Source organism: Paraflavitalea speifideaquila, from assembly GCF_032395985.1.
In the GTDB taxonomy this organism is placed as follows: Bacteria; Bacteroidota; Bacteroidia; order Chitinophagales; family Chitinophagaceae; genus Paraflavitalea; species Paraflavitalea speifideaquila.
In genome coordinates, this window is the sequence record NZ_CP135920.1 from 3,794,581 (window position 1) to 3,809,801 (window position 15,221).

The window sequence follows — 15,221 nt, forward strand, 5'->3', positions numbered from 1 at the left end:
AGGCCCGATCGCTCCGCGCGGCCTGGCGAGCCAACCCCTCCCAGGTGCAGCATTGTTTATTTTACATTGAGCAGCCTTTAGATTTGAATGGCTAGCAGGCTATCGGTGGGACGCAAGTACGCCAGCGCACGGAGCTGGTCTGCCTACTTGCGCCAGGGGCTAAGAGGTGACACCTTTTCGTTTTCGTGGTAAGGGAAAGGTGTCACCTCTTTCCTGATGAAGGTGAGCCGCTCTACAACGCTGCATTTGCCAGTCTGCAGAGCGACCCACCTTTCGCCAGGGGCAAACAAATAAAATTTGGATGACAGTTCCTTGCGCCAGGGGTTTCGTGGGAAAGGTGTTAGGTCTTTCCTGATCAAGGTGAGCCGCTCTATGGCGCTGCATCAGCCCGGCTGCAGAGCGACCCGCCTTTAAGAGGCGGCTTGCGCCAGGATGTGGGGGAACGGCAATTGGCAGTCGGTAGTTGGTAGTCAGCAATCTTCCCGCAGGGCGGGGCAAGTTATGCTTCGAGAGTAGGAAATATTAAATCAATCAACTTAAAAACAAATTCAGGATGTATAAAAAACTTTGTATGGTGGTTGCCGGATTATTGATGCAGGTGGCTACAGGATCTGGACAGGAAGCAACAGATCATTTTAAGAAGATCCAATCGGCATTTTTGAATACGCATTCACGGGTGGTGCTGGTGGCGGCCCATCGGGGAGCGCACCTGGAAGCACCGGAAAACTCGATGGCGGCTTTCCGCAAAGCCATTGATCTGGGTATTGATATCATTGAGCTGGACGTACGTTGTACGAAGGATGGGGTATTGGTATGTATGCACGATAAAACGGTGAACCGTACCACGAATGGGAAAGGCGCTGTAGACAGTTTCACCTTTGAGGAGATCCGGCAATTGCGGCTCAAGCACAATGGGCAGGTGACGGATGAACAAATTCCTACGTTGGAAGAAGCGCTGTTACTGGCAAAAGGAAAGATATTGGTAGACCTGGATATTAAAGCGGCCAACTGCATCGAGGGGATTATGGCAACGGTGGAAAAACGAAAACGGCGGATAATTGCTTTTTCTTTTGGGCGAGCCCAGGTATGTACAGGTTTTGAAAGGCAAGAACGCGGCATTCCAATCGCTGTTAAGGACCAATAGTGCCGGCGAAGTGGATACGGCCTTAGGGATGGTAAAAACGGAAGCGGTACATATTGATCCCTCGCACCATACGGCTACGGTAGTCAATATTATTAAAGGGCATGGAGCCCGGGTTTGGATCAATGCGTTGGGTGAGGTGGATATGAAGGTTGCCGCGGGCAATACAGCTGCTTTTGAAGGGGTATTGAAGGAAGGCGCCAATATTATCCAAACGGATCAGCCGGCCTTGTTGAAAGCCTACCTGCTAAGCACGAACCGGTATCATCAGTGATCGGGGTTGTGGTATTGTACATATAGTTTCTCTTCTTCAATATCCAACAAGGACAGGTATTTACGAATGATGGAATCATTTACCCCGGCCTTGTGGTTGAGTTGGTGGAGTAACTGGCGCTGTTCGTTGAGGAGTTCAATGTAGACCTGCTGATAATGGGGAATGAATGCCCCGATCGTTTCGGCATCAAGGGCGGGATCGTTGTTATGGCCCAGGATATTGATCTCGGCTTCAAGTCTTGATTGAAGGCTTTGAAGGAGTTGATTGGTTTGTAGTTTATCAGCATGGTTGTTTTGGAGTACCCTGAGAGCGGCCTGTGACATCTTCTTTTTAACGATTGAATCCTGTTCTTCCTGGGGCATGGTATAGTCGGGATCTTCCATATTAACCCATTTTATAAGGGCGGGTAAGGTGAGCCCTTGCAGGACGAGGGTAACGAGTATCACGGAGAAGGTAATGAAGAGGATAAGGCTTCGTTCGGGAAAGCGACTGCCATTATCGAGGTAAATGGGAATAGACAAGGCGGCGGCAAGGGATACCACACCGCGCATGCCAGCCCATCCTAAAATGAGGGGGCCTTTCCATCCTGGCCGGTTATCGGCGGTAGTGATATACTTGCTTATCCATACGGTGAACACTGAGGCGCCGAAGGTGCAGGCCAGTCGCAATACAATAATAAGTAGTGAAATGATGGCGCTGTACCAGATGGCTGTGCGGAGGCTGTTGGCCCCCAGGTCATTGATCACTACGGGAAGTTCAAGGCCAATGAGCATAAATACCAATCCATTTAATACGAAGGTGATGGTTTCCCAAACGGTCCATCCCTGTATGCGGCTTCGGTGATCAAGGAACAGATGGCTGCGTAAAGAAAGGAAGAGGCCGCCACTTACGACTGCGAGGACACCTGAAAAGTGGAATTGCTCTGCCACGATGTACATGGTATAGGGAGCGATAAAGGAAAGCACTATATTCATTTGTGGGGTGGTGGGCAGCCAGCGATGGATGGCAAAGAATATGAGGGCTATGATGATGCCGGTGGCCACGCCCATGACGATAACGACCAAAAAGTTTAAGGCGGCTTCGCGGAAAACAAAAGTGCCGGTATTAACGGCTATCAATGCAAACCTGAATACGATGAGGGAGGCGGCATCATTGAGCAGGCTTTCGCCTTCTACAATTGAGATGGTTCTCCTGGGCACTTTTACGGATTGCATAATGGAGGAAGCGGAAACAGCATCTGGAGGCGATATAATACCCCCAATAAAAGCCCAGGGCCAGGGTAAAGCTGGGAATGAGCCAGTTGGATATGACTGCTACTACGCAGGAAGTAAGTATAACGATGAGAAAGGCAAAGCTGGTAATGACGCGCCGCCACTTCCAGAGCTCTTTCCAGGAGGTTTTCCAGGCGGCTTCATACAGGAGGGGCGGCAGGAAAATGACAAAGATGAGTTCCGGATCGATGGTGATGGCGGGCAATCCAGGTATGAAGCTGACTATAAGCCCGGCCAGGACGAGTACGATGGGATAGGAGACTTTGATCTTTTGAGCCAGCATGACCAGGAAAAGGATGACGAAGACAAGGATGATATAGATGATAAAGTTATTGTGCATGGCCCGGATAGCTTTGGTATTGGCCGCAAAAATAAAGAACTTATCCACTATTTACCCTTGTGTTTATTCTTTTGAGGTAGGGGATTGCAAAAAAACGCAATTGACAGGTCGGGGGCGAGGTACAGGTTGATGCGATTCATTTTCAAGGGTTCTGCAATAAGTGTTGACGGGAAACTTGAATCAATGGCAGGCATGGAAGTAGTTTTTACTCGAATTAACAGGCATTACAGGGGAGAATAACCGCAAAAGAATGCTATGGAAATTATGTTTGTTTTTAGTAAGTTTAGTTACCAACTAACTGTAACAAACATGAGAAAACCTAACATCCTACTGCTGGTATGTTTTTACTGCCAGCCACGGCTGCCCTTGCGCAGCATGATTCCACACTCTTACTTCATATTAATAAGCTGATCGGTGATGGGCAGGTGGCCCGTTTCCGGGCAGACCGTATTGTAAAAACGGATGGCCTGCTACAGGTCTATTTTAATACGGATAAAGCTTTTAATAAAGGAGAGGTGGGGGAGATGGAATCTGAAACGCTTACCGAACTATTGGCGCACCTGACTACTGAAACGGGTACTCAGAATGTGGTATTACTGGCCAGGGAGGGGGCATCGCAAGGCTGGAAAACGCTGGACTATTTCGTAAACCAGTTGCCGGTATTAAAGTATGTAGCTGCGAAGAACGGTGATCCTTTTCCGGAAATAGCAGGTAAGGCGGGGCCCGTGCAGGCGCGGATATTTCCCGGGGTGGTAAGCCTGGGGTTACGGGGGCATTGACGGGTAAAACGGTGTGGCTTAGTCCGGGGCATGGATGGCATAATACAGGCACAGGTTTTATTACGCAGCGGGGTACGACGAATCAACTGGTGGAAGACTTTATTACTGCGGAAACGGTAGACTATTATTTATTGCATTACCTGATGAATGCGGGGGCCAATGTGTGGAGTGTGCGGGAGCGGGATATTAATACGAGTGAGGTCATTGTAAATAATGACCAGGGAGGGCCTGCCTATACGGAAACGGGTACCTGGTCTACGGGCTCGATTGCGGGTTATGGCGGCACCTATCGTTTTAGTACGGCGGCAACCACGGCCACGGCTACTGCTACTTTTAAACCTACAGTGGCCACGAGTGGTTTGTATTGGGTATCGGTGCGTTTTATCAGTGGGGCCAACCGTACTACGGATTCAAAATATACGATTACTCATGCGGGGGGACGGCCACTTATACGGTTAACCAGGAAGTGCATGGGGATACCTGGATCTACCTGGGGCAGTTTTATTTTTTGCGGGAGGCAATTATAGTGTTGCCATCAGCAATCAATCGGCCGAGGCAGGCCAGGCGATTATTGCGGATGCGGTGCGATTGGGTGGCGGAATAGGTGGCGATCCGGATTGTATAAATGGCGGATCTGCCAGCAGCAGGCCCCGGTTTGAGGAGTCGGCGCGGCAATATGCCCGGTACCAGGGCAATCCGGTATGCCGTGAAGATGTTACGGTAAGGCCGACGTATGCTGAATGGGAACTGGGGAAAGGGGTATCTGCTGAAATTGACAATGCGGTATACGTAGCGTTGCATACGAATGCCGGTGGTGGTACGGGCACAGAAACGTATCGTTATAATGGATTGGGGTCTTCAAATCCCTCTATTACGCCAGGCAGTACGCAATTGCGGGATAGTATCCACAAACAAATCATTGCGGACCTGCGGTTGGGGTGGCGGAATACCTGGACTGACCGTGGGGTGAAGGAAGCTAATTTTGGCGAGTTGCGTGAGTTGTACAGTATTCCGGGTACGCTGGTGGAGCTGGCTTTTCATGATCTGGCGGCTGATGCCACGGACCTGAAAGCGCCGGAATTTCGCCGGATAGCAGCTAGGGCGATGTACAAAGGGATTCTAAAGTTCTTTCGCTACCGGGATGGTGTGCCGCTGGTATTTTTACCGGAGGAGCCTACACGGCTGGCAGCGAAAAATACCAGCAGCTCGCAAATACAGGTGAGCTGGATAGCACCTGTAACAGGAGGTATTTATGGTCATGCTGCCACGGGATACAGGGTATATATCAGTGAAAATGGCCGTGGTTATGGTAACCCGGTAGAGGTAGCTACAACCTCTTACACCTTTAGTGGTGTGCCAGGCACTACCTATTTCTTTAAAGTAACAGCCTACAATACTGGTGGAGAATCATTTGCTTCGAGTGTGGTGGCGGCGCGTACACCTGCCAGCGGGGTAACTGACAAATACCTGTTAGTGGACGGATTTGACCGGCTGGACGCTTCGGCCATGTTGCTGAAGAATGAAAGTGCGGTATTGGGTAATGTGCGCAGGATGGTGCTGGATAAAATGAACAACTATAGTTATATGGTGGAGCATGGGAATGGTTTTGGTAGTTGCAATATTGCTTTTGACGGGGTACAGAATGAAGCGGTAGGTGCCGGGGTGGTAAGTCTGGGCAGTTATATTGGTGTGGATTGGTTTGTAGGGAAGAAAGCACGACGGAATATACGCTGGATGCTACAGAAAAGTTGTTGATCAAAAATTACCTGGATGGCGGTGGCCGCCTGATGATATCGGGGGCAGAGATTGGATGGGATCTGGGTCGTTCGGCTTCGCCCAATGCAGACCTTAGTTTTTATAATAATTACCTGAAAGCGGTGTATGTAGGGGATGATGCGGGCACGTATAATTTTACGGGTACGCCGGCTTTATTGAATGGTACTACGGGCACTTTTGGCAATGGATTCAACGGGTATTATGACGCGGATTATCCGGATGTGGTGAATATTAGTGGTGGATCGCAACTGGTATTGAATTATTCAGGCGGATCGGGCGGCGGCGCTGGTGTGGGGTACCAGGGCAGTTTTAATGTATTGTATTTTGGCTTTCCTATTGAAGGGATTACGAGTGATAATGTGCGGAATAACCTCATTTGTCAATCGGCCACTTATTTACAAGGAGGTACGGCGCGGATAGCGCAGAAGCCGGCGGATATTCCAGGTAAAGTGCTGTTCTATGTACTGGAAAACCCGGCTACCAGCACGATCCGCTTACGGGTGAGCAATGCAGGCGCCTTCCGGCTGCAACTGGCCAATGTACAGGGACAAACGGTATTTCAAGATAATTACAAGGCGATCAGTTCGGGCGATGTGCTGGTACCGGCGGCAAATCTAGCCAAAGGGATGTATTGGCTTACGGTGCAGGGAGCAGATGGCAGCAGGCAAACTTTCAAAATATTGGTGCAATAAGAGGGGCCGCCCTAAAAAAGTTTTCCGGAAGTTGTAACACTTTCCGATCTTAAGCGTACATAGGTTATAATCAGTTAACCAGCGTTTATGATAAAAAACTTTTTCAAGATCGCCTGGCGCAGCCTATTGCGCAGTAAAGGGTTTTCGGCTATCAATATTCTTGGCCTGGTAGTGGGGATGGCAAGCGCCATCCTCATTTTGTTATGGATACAGAATGAGGTGAGTTATGACCAGTTTCATGAAAAGAAAGACCGTATTTATGAAGCCTGGAACCGGGCTGAGTTCAGCGGGGAACTTAATTGCTGGAATACGACGCCCAAGGTGCTGGCCCGGGCATTGGGCGGGATGTGCCGGAAGTGGAGCAAGCGACAAGGGTTGACTGGGGCACCAATTTCCTGTTTACAGTGGGCGATAAGAAATTGACGGTGCGGGGTACGATGGTAGATTCTAACTTTTTGCAGGTATTTACTTTCCCATTGGTGAAAGGGAGTCCTGGTTTGGTATTGAAGGACATGCATTCGATTGTGTTGACGGAAACGCTGGCCAAGAAATTATTTGGAAATGAGGAGCCCATGGGCAAGATCATCAAGATCGATAATAAAGAAAATTTTACGGTAACGGGGATACTGAAAAATATGCCCAATAATACACGGTTCAGCCGGTTTGAATACCTGGTGCCTTGGGCTTATAAACGTTTTTTGGGTGATGATGATGAGTATTGGGGTAATAATAGTACCCGGACGTATGTGTTGTTGAAGCCCAATACTACACTGGCTTCGGCGGCTCCGAAGGTAAAAGTGATGAAGCAGCGGTATGCAAAGGATGAGCCCAAGTGGGAAATGTTCCTGTATCCTTTGAACAAGTGGCGGCTGTATTCGAGTTTTACCAATGGCAAGGAGGATGGCACAGGGCGCATCACCTTTGTACGGTTGTTTGCGATCGTAGCGGCTTTCATTTTGTTGATAGCCTGTATCAATTTTATGAACCTCAGCACGGCGCGCAGTGAAAAACGGGCTAAAGAGGTTGGCATTCGAAAAGTGGTAGGGGCGCAAAAGTTATCACTGATCAGCCAGTTCATTGGTGAGTCGATGATGCTGGCATTCATAGCGGGATTCATTGCTATTATTGTAGTACAATGTAGTTTGGGCGGGTTTAATAAACTTACGGATAAACAGCTTTATGTACCTTATGGTAATCCCTGGTTTTGGTTGGGAGGTGTGGTGTTTGTATTGTTTACCGGATTGCTGGCGGGTAGTTACCCGGCATTTTTCCTGTCTTCTTTTCAACCGGTAAAAGTGTTGAAAGGCACTTTCAAGAAAACGCAGGCGTTGATAGCGCCCCGCAAGGTGTTGGTGGTGCTCCAGTTTACTTTTGCCATTATTCTGATCATTTGTACCATCATAGTAAAGCAGCAGATCGATTATGCGCAAAGCAGGCATACGGGTTACGATAAGAACAACCTTGTGTACCATATTTTCACGGGTGATATGGAGAAGAATTTTGAATTGATCAAAAATGACTTGCTGTCTTCCGGTGTGGCTTCTTCGATCACCAAAACGAGTGCACCTATTACGGAAAGCTGGAGTGATGGTTGGGGCCAGGAATGGGAGGGTAAGGACCCTAATGATAAAACGGATTTCTTCCGTTACAATGCCGATCAGGGGTTGGGTATTACGGCGGGTTTGACCTTTGTGCAGGGGCGTGATTTTGACCTCCGGAAATACCCCACGGATTCATTGGGTATGATCATTAACGAATCATCGCTAAAGGTGATGAAGTTTAAAGATCCTATTGGAAAAATTGTAAAGGACAATGGAAAGGAGTGGCATATTGTAGGGGTGATCAAGGATTTCATTTTGACCAATCCTTATGAGCCAACGCGGCCCATGCTTATTTCGGGTGGCGCAGCCTGGTTTAATACGATCCTGATCAGGTTTAACCCTGCTAATTCTACTGCCAGTAACCTGAAAACAGCAGAGACGATCTTCCGTAAATACAATCCGGAGTATCCATTTGAATACAAGTTTGTAGATGAGGAGTTTGCCCGGAAGTTTGACGACGAAAAACGTACGGGTACATTGGCTGCTTTGTTTGCGGGTCTTACCATATTCATTTCCTGCCTGGGTTTATTTGGCCTGGCCATCTATATGGCCGAAAGCAGGATCAAGGAAATTGGGGTACGCAAAGTGTTGGGGGCATCGGTTACGGGCCTGGCTACCTTACTGTCGAAAGATTTCTTGAAACTGGTAATGATATCGTTCCTGCTGGCTTCGCCGATCGCGTGGTGGGCCATGCATAGCTGGCTGAGTGATTATACTTACCGGGTACCCATTCAATGGTGGGTATTTGTCCTGGCCGGCGTACTATCGGTATTGATTGCGTTTGCTACAGTAAGTTACCAGGCCATCAGGGCCGCGCTGAGCAACCCGGTTAAAAGCTTACGCACGGAATAAACTGTTTTCATTTGTATCGGTAAAATACCTGACCCCAGCTAACCCTGGGGTCTTTTTTAACCGGCTTACAATAAAAAGCACGGTTTAATCATTTTAGTAATGTGGCGAGATTATCAACTACCTCTGACGATGATCTTTGGTATTGAAAAGGGGAGAAGCCGGCAAACTCCTTGAAAGCCCGGATGAAGTGTGATTGATCGGAGTAGTCATTTTCAAAAGCGATGTCGGAGAGTTTGGAGAAGTCGTTATTTCTTAATTGTTGGAGTGAAGCCTGAAAACGACATATCCTGGAAAATAATTTAGGAGAGATCCCAATATATTCTTTGAATTTACGTTCAAAGCTTCTTTCGGATAGTTGTAACTCAATCTGTAACCCTTTCAAAGCTACGTTCCCTTTAGACCGTGCAATAACGGAAACGGCATATTTCATGATGTCGTCCTTTAGCGCATGGTTCTTATCAGCCTGAACCTTAATCCAGTCAGACAGTAATTCAATTTGCGCTGTAGTAGTTCTTGTATTCAGCAATTGTTCCGGAAGTGAAATGGTTTTCCCTTTGCCAGGGTACTGGCATCCATGCAGGTATCGGTAAGGATGCCGGCATTGAGACCAAATACGGCTTTCAAGGCATTGGGACGAAGGAAAACGCCTACCATACTTAGTTTGCCTGTTGCGTTGAGCTGGGCATGGGTGGTAGCCTGACCATACAAAAAGAGGTCTGGCAATTCTTTCTCGAACTGGTATAATGATCCTTGTTCTACCTGTTGGAAAATGAGCCCTGGATTACCGTCGACAAAAGTGCGGAAGGACTGTGGTGCTGCACTATCGGCAGGTACTTCCAATGTCCAAAATGATTGGACATAGTCTTTCAGGAAATCCGGTGGTGGTAATTGCTGGTATTTCATGGCGGTGAATGGTGCTGACTATGAAATTACAAAAATCTGATACGCGTAAAACCTATTAAACTGCTTATCTATACCCCTAAAATCTAATATCAATGGACACCCTGGTAGCTATTTTTGCCAATTCGCTTGTTAGCAGCCTGTTATTATTTCAATCGATCAGATTACTGAAAAGAAGAAAAGCCCGTTATCTCTCTGTAGGGATATTGGTACTGATGATGCCGGCCACGCTTTGTTGGACCATCTTTGGCTGGATGGAGGGTAAGCAGCTCATGCTTGCCTGTGGTTTGGCTACGTTTTTGTTGAATATCGTGACGCTTACGCTGTATCTCTCGGCCAAGTTCCGCATGATACCCAAATAAGACCGATTTACTAACTGCTTTTCAGAACGGAAAACTGACCAGGTAGCCATTGGAGGCTATGGGGTAGTTTTTCGTTCTGCTTTTTGTATAAAATTATACTGCTACTGCCGGCTCGAATGCTGATCTCTGCGGCTATCAGATCAATCCTCTCCGGATGGCTTCTTTAACGAGGCTGGCGGTATTCTTGGCATCCAGTTTCTTCGCAATATTAAACCGGTGGTTTTCGGCTGTACGCAGGCTGATAAACAATTTATCGGCAATTTCCTGGTTGCTCAATTCTCCGGCGATCAGGGTGAGTATTTCTTTTTCGCGTTTGGTCAGTGGAATATCATTATTGCTTAATCGTTGCCCGGTGATGGCTTCGTGCAGCAGGTTCTTTTGTATCTGTTCATCCACAAACCTGCCGCCTTCATATACGGTGAGGATGGCTTTATGGAGGGTGGGGAGGTCGGTATTCTTCAGCAGGTAGCCTGATGCCCCATTGCGCAGTATCTGTTTTACGTAATTGGCATCATCGTGGCTGGTCAATGCAATCACTTTTACATCGGGGTATTGTTTGGTTACGCGCCGGCATAGTTCGGTGCCGGGAATATCGGGCAATTGGATATCGAGTAATAGTACATCGGGCTGCGCTTTTTCCATTTCCTGCAACAGGTCATTGCCGTTGATGCAGGCAAAAAGCAATTCCAGTTCGGGCAGTTGTTTTAACATGGACCTCAGGCCATTTATAACCAGCAGGTGATCGTCGGTGATGGCAATGGTCAATCCCATTCAGCTAATTTTTATAAGGTAGGTGTTGTTCGGGAAAGGTAATGGTTACGGCAGTGCCTGCTGATTCATTGCTTTCCCAGTGAATAGCACCGCCCAGGCTGTTTACGTGTTGCCGGAGGTTATCGAGCCCTGATCCGGGGCTTAGTTGTTCTTGTTTAAAACCGATGCCATCATCTTCGATGGTCAGCACCAGGTCTTCATCGAGGTTAAGCTGTACCAGTACCTGCCGGGCCTGTGCATGGCGGATGGCATTGTGCATCAGTTCCTGTGCAATGCGATAAGCAGCCAGCTCAAAACCGCCTTCAAAACGCAGGGGTGTACCTGAGCGGAAATAGTTGATCCTGGCGGTGCAGCAGGGGGCCAGGTTTTGGCAGTAGCGTTTCAGGGCTTCATCCAATCCATAATTCTGCAATACTTCTGGCATAAGGCTATGGGCGGTTTTACGCACCTCATTGGATACCTGGTCCAGCAGGGATAATGCCTGGCAGAAGTCGGCCGATTCGCGGAAAGGGTATTGTGCCTGCACAACGCTTAGGTGCATTTTCACGGCAGCCAGGGTACCACAGATACCATCATGGAGGTTACGGGCAATGCGGCTGCGTTCTTTTTCTTCGGCATTCATGATGAGCAGCGCTTTTGCAGGTCATCGCTGCTCCAGGGTGAAAACTGGAGACCTGCATTGGCGCTGGCTTCGAGGGCTTTTAGCAAGGTGGAATCATGAAATACATGGGGTATGTCTATTGTTTTCCGATCGTACAGCAGCGTATTTTGTTCCTGGTTGTCCAATACGGGGCATTGAAAAATGGTTTCATCATGCTCCTTTTCGGCAGTAGTCAAAGGCCAGGTAAAGGATACAGCCGCGGGGTTGATATTGCTTTGTGTACCATCCTGGATACCGTGGCGGGTAAAGGCCATGGCCAGTTCGATTAGTTGACGGGAGGCAAAGGCTGCTTCGGGCGAGGTGAATCCGGGAGTAAGGATGATCTGGACCTGCTCATCACCTTCCTGGAGCTCATAAGTAAATACGGTATGCATTAAAGGCAGGTAGCGGGTGATGAGGCGGGTGCCTTCGATCATGTTCCTGCTGTAGCGGTATAGCTGACCAATGATGCCCATGGCATCGAGGTTGGAGATATTGCCAATATGGAGGCCCAGGCGGGGATCGCCGGAAAGGCGGCAGGCAGTGGTAAAAAAATGACTGAATGCGGCCATGCTGATGGGGTGGCGGTCTATGGACAGGGTATCGGGACTAATGCCGCCTTCCTGCAACAAAAGAGCTGCATCGTACCCCAGTTTTCATAATAAAACAGGACCACCCTGATGGACTCGGTGGTAACAGCGTTGGTATGTATGTCGTGGTTCATTGTGCAGCCTGCAAATATGGGGCAAAAATAACCCATTGGGTTATAGGGAATGCCCCGTTCCTGTAAAAGGTGGTTTTACGGCACAATGGTAGTGAACAGGTAGGTGGCCAGTATGACGAGCAATACAATACCCTGCAGGATATTGGTGCGGCCTCCACTAAAGGAAATGGTAATGGTAAACAGGGAGAGCACCAGGAGCAGGATGGACTTACTGTCGATGCCCAATGTGATGGTAAAGCCGGTGAAATAGCTTACGACGGCTACGGCAGGTATGGTGAGGCCGATGCTGGCCAGGGCTGAGCCCAGGGCCAGGTTGAGGCTTGTTTGTAGCTGGTTGCGATGAGCAGCGCGCAGGGCAGCCAACCCTTCGGGTAACAGGATCACAAAAGCGATAATAACGCCAACGAGGCTCTTGGGAGCGCCCAGGCGGAGGACGATGGATTCTATAACGGGCGATTGTATCTTGGAAAGGACCACCACCACGGTAAGGGAGATGAGCAGAAATACCAGGCTGGTGATGGTGGTGAGCATGGAAGGCGGTTCGGAAGTGGTCTCATCGGTGTCGGGCGCTTCCTTGGGCAGGAAATAGCCACGATGGCGCACGGCCTGCACCATTACGAAACCCAGGTATAAAACGAGTGATACGATGGCTACAAAAATGAGCTGGCTGGTAGAGTAGAACGGGCCGGGTATGGTAGTGGTAAAATTGGGCAATACAAGGGTGAGGATGGCAATGGTGGTAAGGGCTACCAGTGAAGCGCTGACGCCTTGTTTTACAAACAATTGCTCTTTATGACGGTATCCACCCAGCAGGAGGCAGGCGCCAATGATGCCGGTTAGGATGAGCATGATGGCTGCAAATACGGTATCACGGGCCAGGGTAGAACCGCCGGTACCTTCGCTGAGCATGATGGTAACGATGAGGGATACTTCTATAATGGTAATGGCGAGGGCCAGTATGAGGGTGCCATAAGGTTCGCCTACTTTATGAGCTATTACTTCGGCATGGTGTACAGCGCTTAATACGACGGAGATCAGGGATATACCCATCAACAGATCATAAGCGCCATGATGCATAGCGGGTATGAATAATATAAGTGCCAGTCCTATGACGGGGGTAATAAGGGTCCACAAAGGCAGTGCGATCTTCAACCGGGGATGCAAATATTTGTGCTGAGCCATGCAATGGTGATTATTAATTTTGAAATGGGATAGGTTTGAGGGCTAAAAATGCAAAGCAGGGACCTGTGCCGGATAGGGTTTGTAACCGATTGAAAGATAATGATTATTGGGCAATGTTGGTATATTATTTATATATCTCTATTCAATTGTTTGCATTCATCATTGATTTATTCCTGTGCCGTGGGGAATGGTTACCCTCTTCATATTTTGATAACAGGGTAAAGGGGGCTTTTCGGGAAATTAGCATATACATTTGCTGGTACCGGTTATGAACCACCAGTTACCTATCCAAAATGAAAAGGAGGCGGCCTTTAATAAGCTGTACCATGCTTATTGGGAATTTCTGTTCAGGCTGGCCTGCAAAAGACCGGGTCGGCAGAAGATGCTTATGACCTGGTGCATGATCTTTTAGCCGATATCTGGAAAAACTTTCATCTGCTGCCCCCGCCGGATGCCGTCCGTTCCTACCTGGTGGCATCTTTATACCATAAAGTATTTAATTATTTCCGTTCCAAAGGATTGCAGGAAAAGCATTATAAGAGCTTTGAAGCTTTTTTGGTGCAACAGGCCAACCCTAATGAATACCATTTTACAGAAGAAGAAAAGCAAAAATGGGAATCGATAGATGAGGCGTTTTCGGTAGCCATTACTGATATGCCCGGCAAGATGCGGGATATATTTATACGTAATGTATACCAGGAGCAATCCATTGACCAGATCGCGGGGAATTGTTGTTGTCAAAACAAACGGTAAAAAACCAATTGCACCTGGCTTCCAAGCGATTGCGGGTAGCTTTCAAGCGTGTATCCTATTGTCTGATGCTCTTAACATTTTGGTAATACAAAAGGTCTGGTACTTTTTGGCCGCATGTTACTACTAGTACATGCAGCGCTCCAGACAATCGATTGAAGCATTCATGCAGCGCCTGAAAAATGGCGACTGTACGCAGGACGAAATACGCTTATTCAGGAAATGGATTGCAGAGCTTGATCTGACTGATGGGGGTGAAACCTTATCACCTGAGTGGCTGGCGGAAGTAAAAGCCCGCATGCATCAACAGTTGATGCTGCAAATTAAGGGTGTGCCGGTTGTTGCAATAAAGAGAATCCGTTTGCTGCGCCGGTATGCGGCAGCGGCGGCCATTGTACTCACTTTTAGCTCAGGTATCTTAATATGGTATCTCAAAAGCAGGCAGGGTACTGCTGTAGCTCAGACTGCCAGCACTTTATCAGTCATTGAAAATGATCGTAATGTAGTACGCAAGGTTACGATGCCGGATGGCACGATCGTATGGCTTAACAGGAACTCCCGGCTGGAGTTTGACGATCAACAATACAATCAAACAGAACGGTATGTGAAACTTTCGGGAGAAGGTTTCTTTGAAGTGGCCAAAGATGCCACGAGGCCTTTTATTGTAGAAACGGGCCAACTGCATACGCGTGTGCTGGGTACGGCATTTAATATTGAAGCGTATCAACAGGAGTCGGAGATCAGGGTGTCGCTGGTGCATGGAAAGATTGCACTGGAAAACAAGGCGACCTCTGATACGGCGATCCTGCATCCCGATCAAATGATCCGCTATTCACGTGAAACCAGGGAGTGGGAATTGATGCCTGTGGCTGTTGGTAATATCAGTGCGTGGACAACCGGGGCGCTGGTGTTTAATGAAGTACCCTTGAAGAAGCATTGGAGCGCATTGGCAGCCGGTTTAACCTGGTGATGGAGTACGACAAAAAGTTAATATACAATAAACGGATCACAGCCATTTTTACGGGTAATGACTGGCAATCGATCCTCCGCAATATGTTGTTTGTACATGGATTGGAATTTAAGATCAAAGAAGGCAAGGTAATGATCACCACTTAGCTGATACAGGAAGTCGTTTTTCCGGATCTAATATAAAATACAAGGATGTT

The 15,221-nt window shown here is 48.2% G+C and carries 18 protein-coding genes and 1 pseudogene; 12 read left to right on the top strand and 7 right to left on the bottom strand.

What is annotated here, in order from left to right; all coding sequences use genetic code 11:
* The first annotated feature begins 571 nt into the window (after positions 1 to 571).
* Both RS881_RS25800 and RS881_RS25805 read left to right on the top strand, forming a co-directional pair.
* The gene (locus RS881_RS25800) at positions 572 to 1,144 is read left to right on the top strand and encodes a glycerophosphodiester phosphodiesterase (protein ID WP_315823721.1); all 573 of its coding nucleotides are present in this window, start codon (positions 572 to 574) and stop codon (positions 1,142 to 1,144) included.
* Positions 1,145 to 1,154: 10 nt separating this feature from the next.
* A complete protein-coding gene (locus RS881_RS25805) occupies positions 1,155 to 1,415 on the top strand; it encodes a hypothetical protein (RefSeq protein ID WP_315823722.1) in 261 nt (86 codons plus the stop codon).
* Here RS881_RS25805 and RS881_RS25810 read toward each other — a convergent pair.
* A pseudogene (locus RS881_RS25810) lies at positions 1,409 to 3,026 on the bottom strand (Na+/H+ antiporter). The gene RS881_RS25805 and the pseudogene RS881_RS25810 overlap by 7 nt on opposite strands.
* A gap of 338 nt (positions 3,027 to 3,364) precedes the next feature.
* On the opposite strand from RS881_RS25810, the gene RS881_RS25820 reads away from it, so the two are divergent.
* From RS881_RS25820 to RS881_RS25845, 6 genes are all read left to right on the top strand, one after another.
* Positions 3,365 to 3,805 carry a hypothetical protein gene (locus RS881_RS25820; protein ID WP_315823725.1) on the top strand — a complete coding sequence of 147 codons (441 nt, stop codon included), beginning with the start codon at positions 3,365 to 3,367 and terminating at the stop codon, positions 3,803 to 3,805.
* A complete protein-coding gene (locus RS881_RS25825) occupies positions 3,802 to 4,332 on the top strand; it encodes a golvesin C-terminal-like domain-containing protein (protein ID WP_315823726.1) in 531 nt (176 codons plus the stop codon). Before RS881_RS25820 ends, RS881_RS25825 begins: the two co-directional genes overlap by 4 nt.
* Positions 4,333 to 4,393: 61 nt before the next feature.
* Positions 4,394 to 5,560, top strand: a complete 1,167-nt coding sequence (locus RS881_RS25830) for a fibronectin type III domain-containing protein (protein WP_315823727.1) — start codon at positions 4,394 to 4,396, stop codon at positions 5,558 to 5,560.
* Complete coding sequence (locus tag RS881_RS25835; RefSeq protein ID WP_315823728.1) at positions 5,557 to 6,273, top strand: T9SS type A sorting domain-containing protein; 717 nt, start codon at positions 5,557 to 5,559, stop codon at positions 6,271 to 6,273. The genes RS881_RS25830 and RS881_RS25835 overlap by 4 nt, the downstream gene beginning before the upstream one ends.
* Before the next feature lie 87 nt (positions 6,274 to 6,360).
* A complete protein-coding gene (locus tag RS881_RS25840; protein WP_315823729.1) occupies positions 6,361 to 6,696 on the top strand; it encodes an ABC transporter permease in 336 nt (111 codons plus the stop codon).
* A complete protein-coding gene (locus tag RS881_RS25845; RefSeq protein WP_315823730.1) occupies positions 6,621 to 8,726 on the top strand; it encodes an ABC transporter permease in 2,106 nt (701 codons plus the stop codon). Before RS881_RS25840 ends, RS881_RS25845 begins: the two co-directional genes overlap by 76 nt.
* A gap of 88 nt (positions 8,727 to 8,814) precedes the next feature.
* On the opposite strand, the gene RS881_RS25850 is transcribed toward RS881_RS25845, so the two are convergent.
* A complete protein-coding gene (locus RS881_RS25850) occupies positions 8,815 to 9,252 on the bottom strand; it encodes a helix-turn-helix domain-containing protein (protein WP_315823731.1) in 438 nt (145 codons plus the stop codon).
* Complete coding sequence (locus tag RS881_RS25855) at positions 9,246 to 9,629, bottom strand: DUF6597 domain-containing transcriptional factor (RefSeq protein WP_315823732.1); 384 nt, start codon at positions 9,627 to 9,629, stop codon at positions 9,246 to 9,248. The genes RS881_RS25850 and RS881_RS25855 overlap by 7 nt, the downstream gene beginning before the upstream one ends.
* 92 nt (positions 9,630 to 9,721) lie before the next feature.
* Here RS881_RS25855 and RS881_RS25860 point away from each other — a divergent pair, with 92 nt between their 5' ends.
* Positions 9,722 to 9,988 (top strand): hypothetical protein, encoded by a 267-nt coding sequence (locus RS881_RS25860; RefSeq protein WP_315823733.1) that lies wholly within the window; start codon positions 9,722 to 9,724, stop codon positions 9,986 to 9,988.
* Between the two features lie 135 nt (positions 9,989 to 10,123).
* Here RS881_RS25860 and RS881_RS25865 read toward each other — a convergent pair whose 3' ends face one another.
* The 4 genes from RS881_RS25865 to RS881_RS25880 form a co-directional block, all read right to left on the bottom strand.
* Entirely contained in the window at positions 10,124 to 10,759 is a 636-nt protein-coding gene (locus RS881_RS25865) for a response regulator (RefSeq protein ID WP_315823734.1), read from the bottom strand.
* 4 nt (positions 10,760 to 10,763) lie between these two features.
* Complete coding sequence (locus tag RS881_RS25870) at positions 10,764 to 11,381, bottom strand: sensor histidine kinase (protein WP_315823735.1); 618 nt, start codon at positions 11,379 to 11,381, stop codon at positions 10,764 to 10,766.
* Complete coding sequence (locus tag RS881_RS25875; RefSeq protein ID WP_315823736.1) at positions 11,378 to 12,031, bottom strand: AraC family transcriptional regulator ligand-binding domain-containing protein; 654 nt, start codon at positions 12,029 to 12,031, stop codon at positions 11,378 to 11,380. Before RS881_RS25875 ends, RS881_RS25870 begins: the two co-directional genes overlap by 4 nt.
* Before the next feature lie 167 nt (positions 12,032 to 12,198).
* Entirely contained in the window at positions 12,199 to 13,305 is a 1,107-nt protein-coding gene (locus RS881_RS25880) for a calcium:cation antiporter (protein WP_315823737.1), read from the bottom strand.
* 333 nt (positions 13,306 to 13,638) lie between these two features.
* Here RS881_RS25880 and RS881_RS25885 point away from each other — a divergent pair, with 333 nt between their 5' ends.
* The 3 genes from RS881_RS25885 to RS881_RS25895 all read left to right on the top strand — a co-directional run bounded on the left by RS881_RS25885 (position 13,639) and on the right by RS881_RS25895 (position 15,171).
* On the top strand, positions 13,639 to 14,058 hold the full coding sequence (locus RS881_RS25885) for a sigma-70 family RNA polymerase sigma factor (protein ID WP_315823738.1): 420 nt from the start codon (positions 13,639 to 13,641) through the stop codon (positions 14,056 to 14,058).
* A 130-nt stretch (positions 14,059 to 14,188) separates the two neighbouring features.
* Complete coding sequence (locus tag RS881_RS25890; protein WP_315823739.1) at positions 14,189 to 15,025, top strand: FecR family protein; 837 nt, start codon at positions 14,189 to 14,191, stop codon at positions 15,023 to 15,025.
* Positions 14,992 to 15,171, top strand: coding sequence for a hypothetical protein (locus tag RS881_RS25895; RefSeq protein ID WP_315823740.1), 180 nt, complete (start codon positions 14,992 to 14,994; stop codon positions 15,169 to 15,171). The genes RS881_RS25890 and RS881_RS25895 overlap by 34 nt, the downstream gene beginning before the upstream one ends.
* The last annotated feature ends 50 nt before the right edge of the window (positions 15,172 to 15,221 follow it).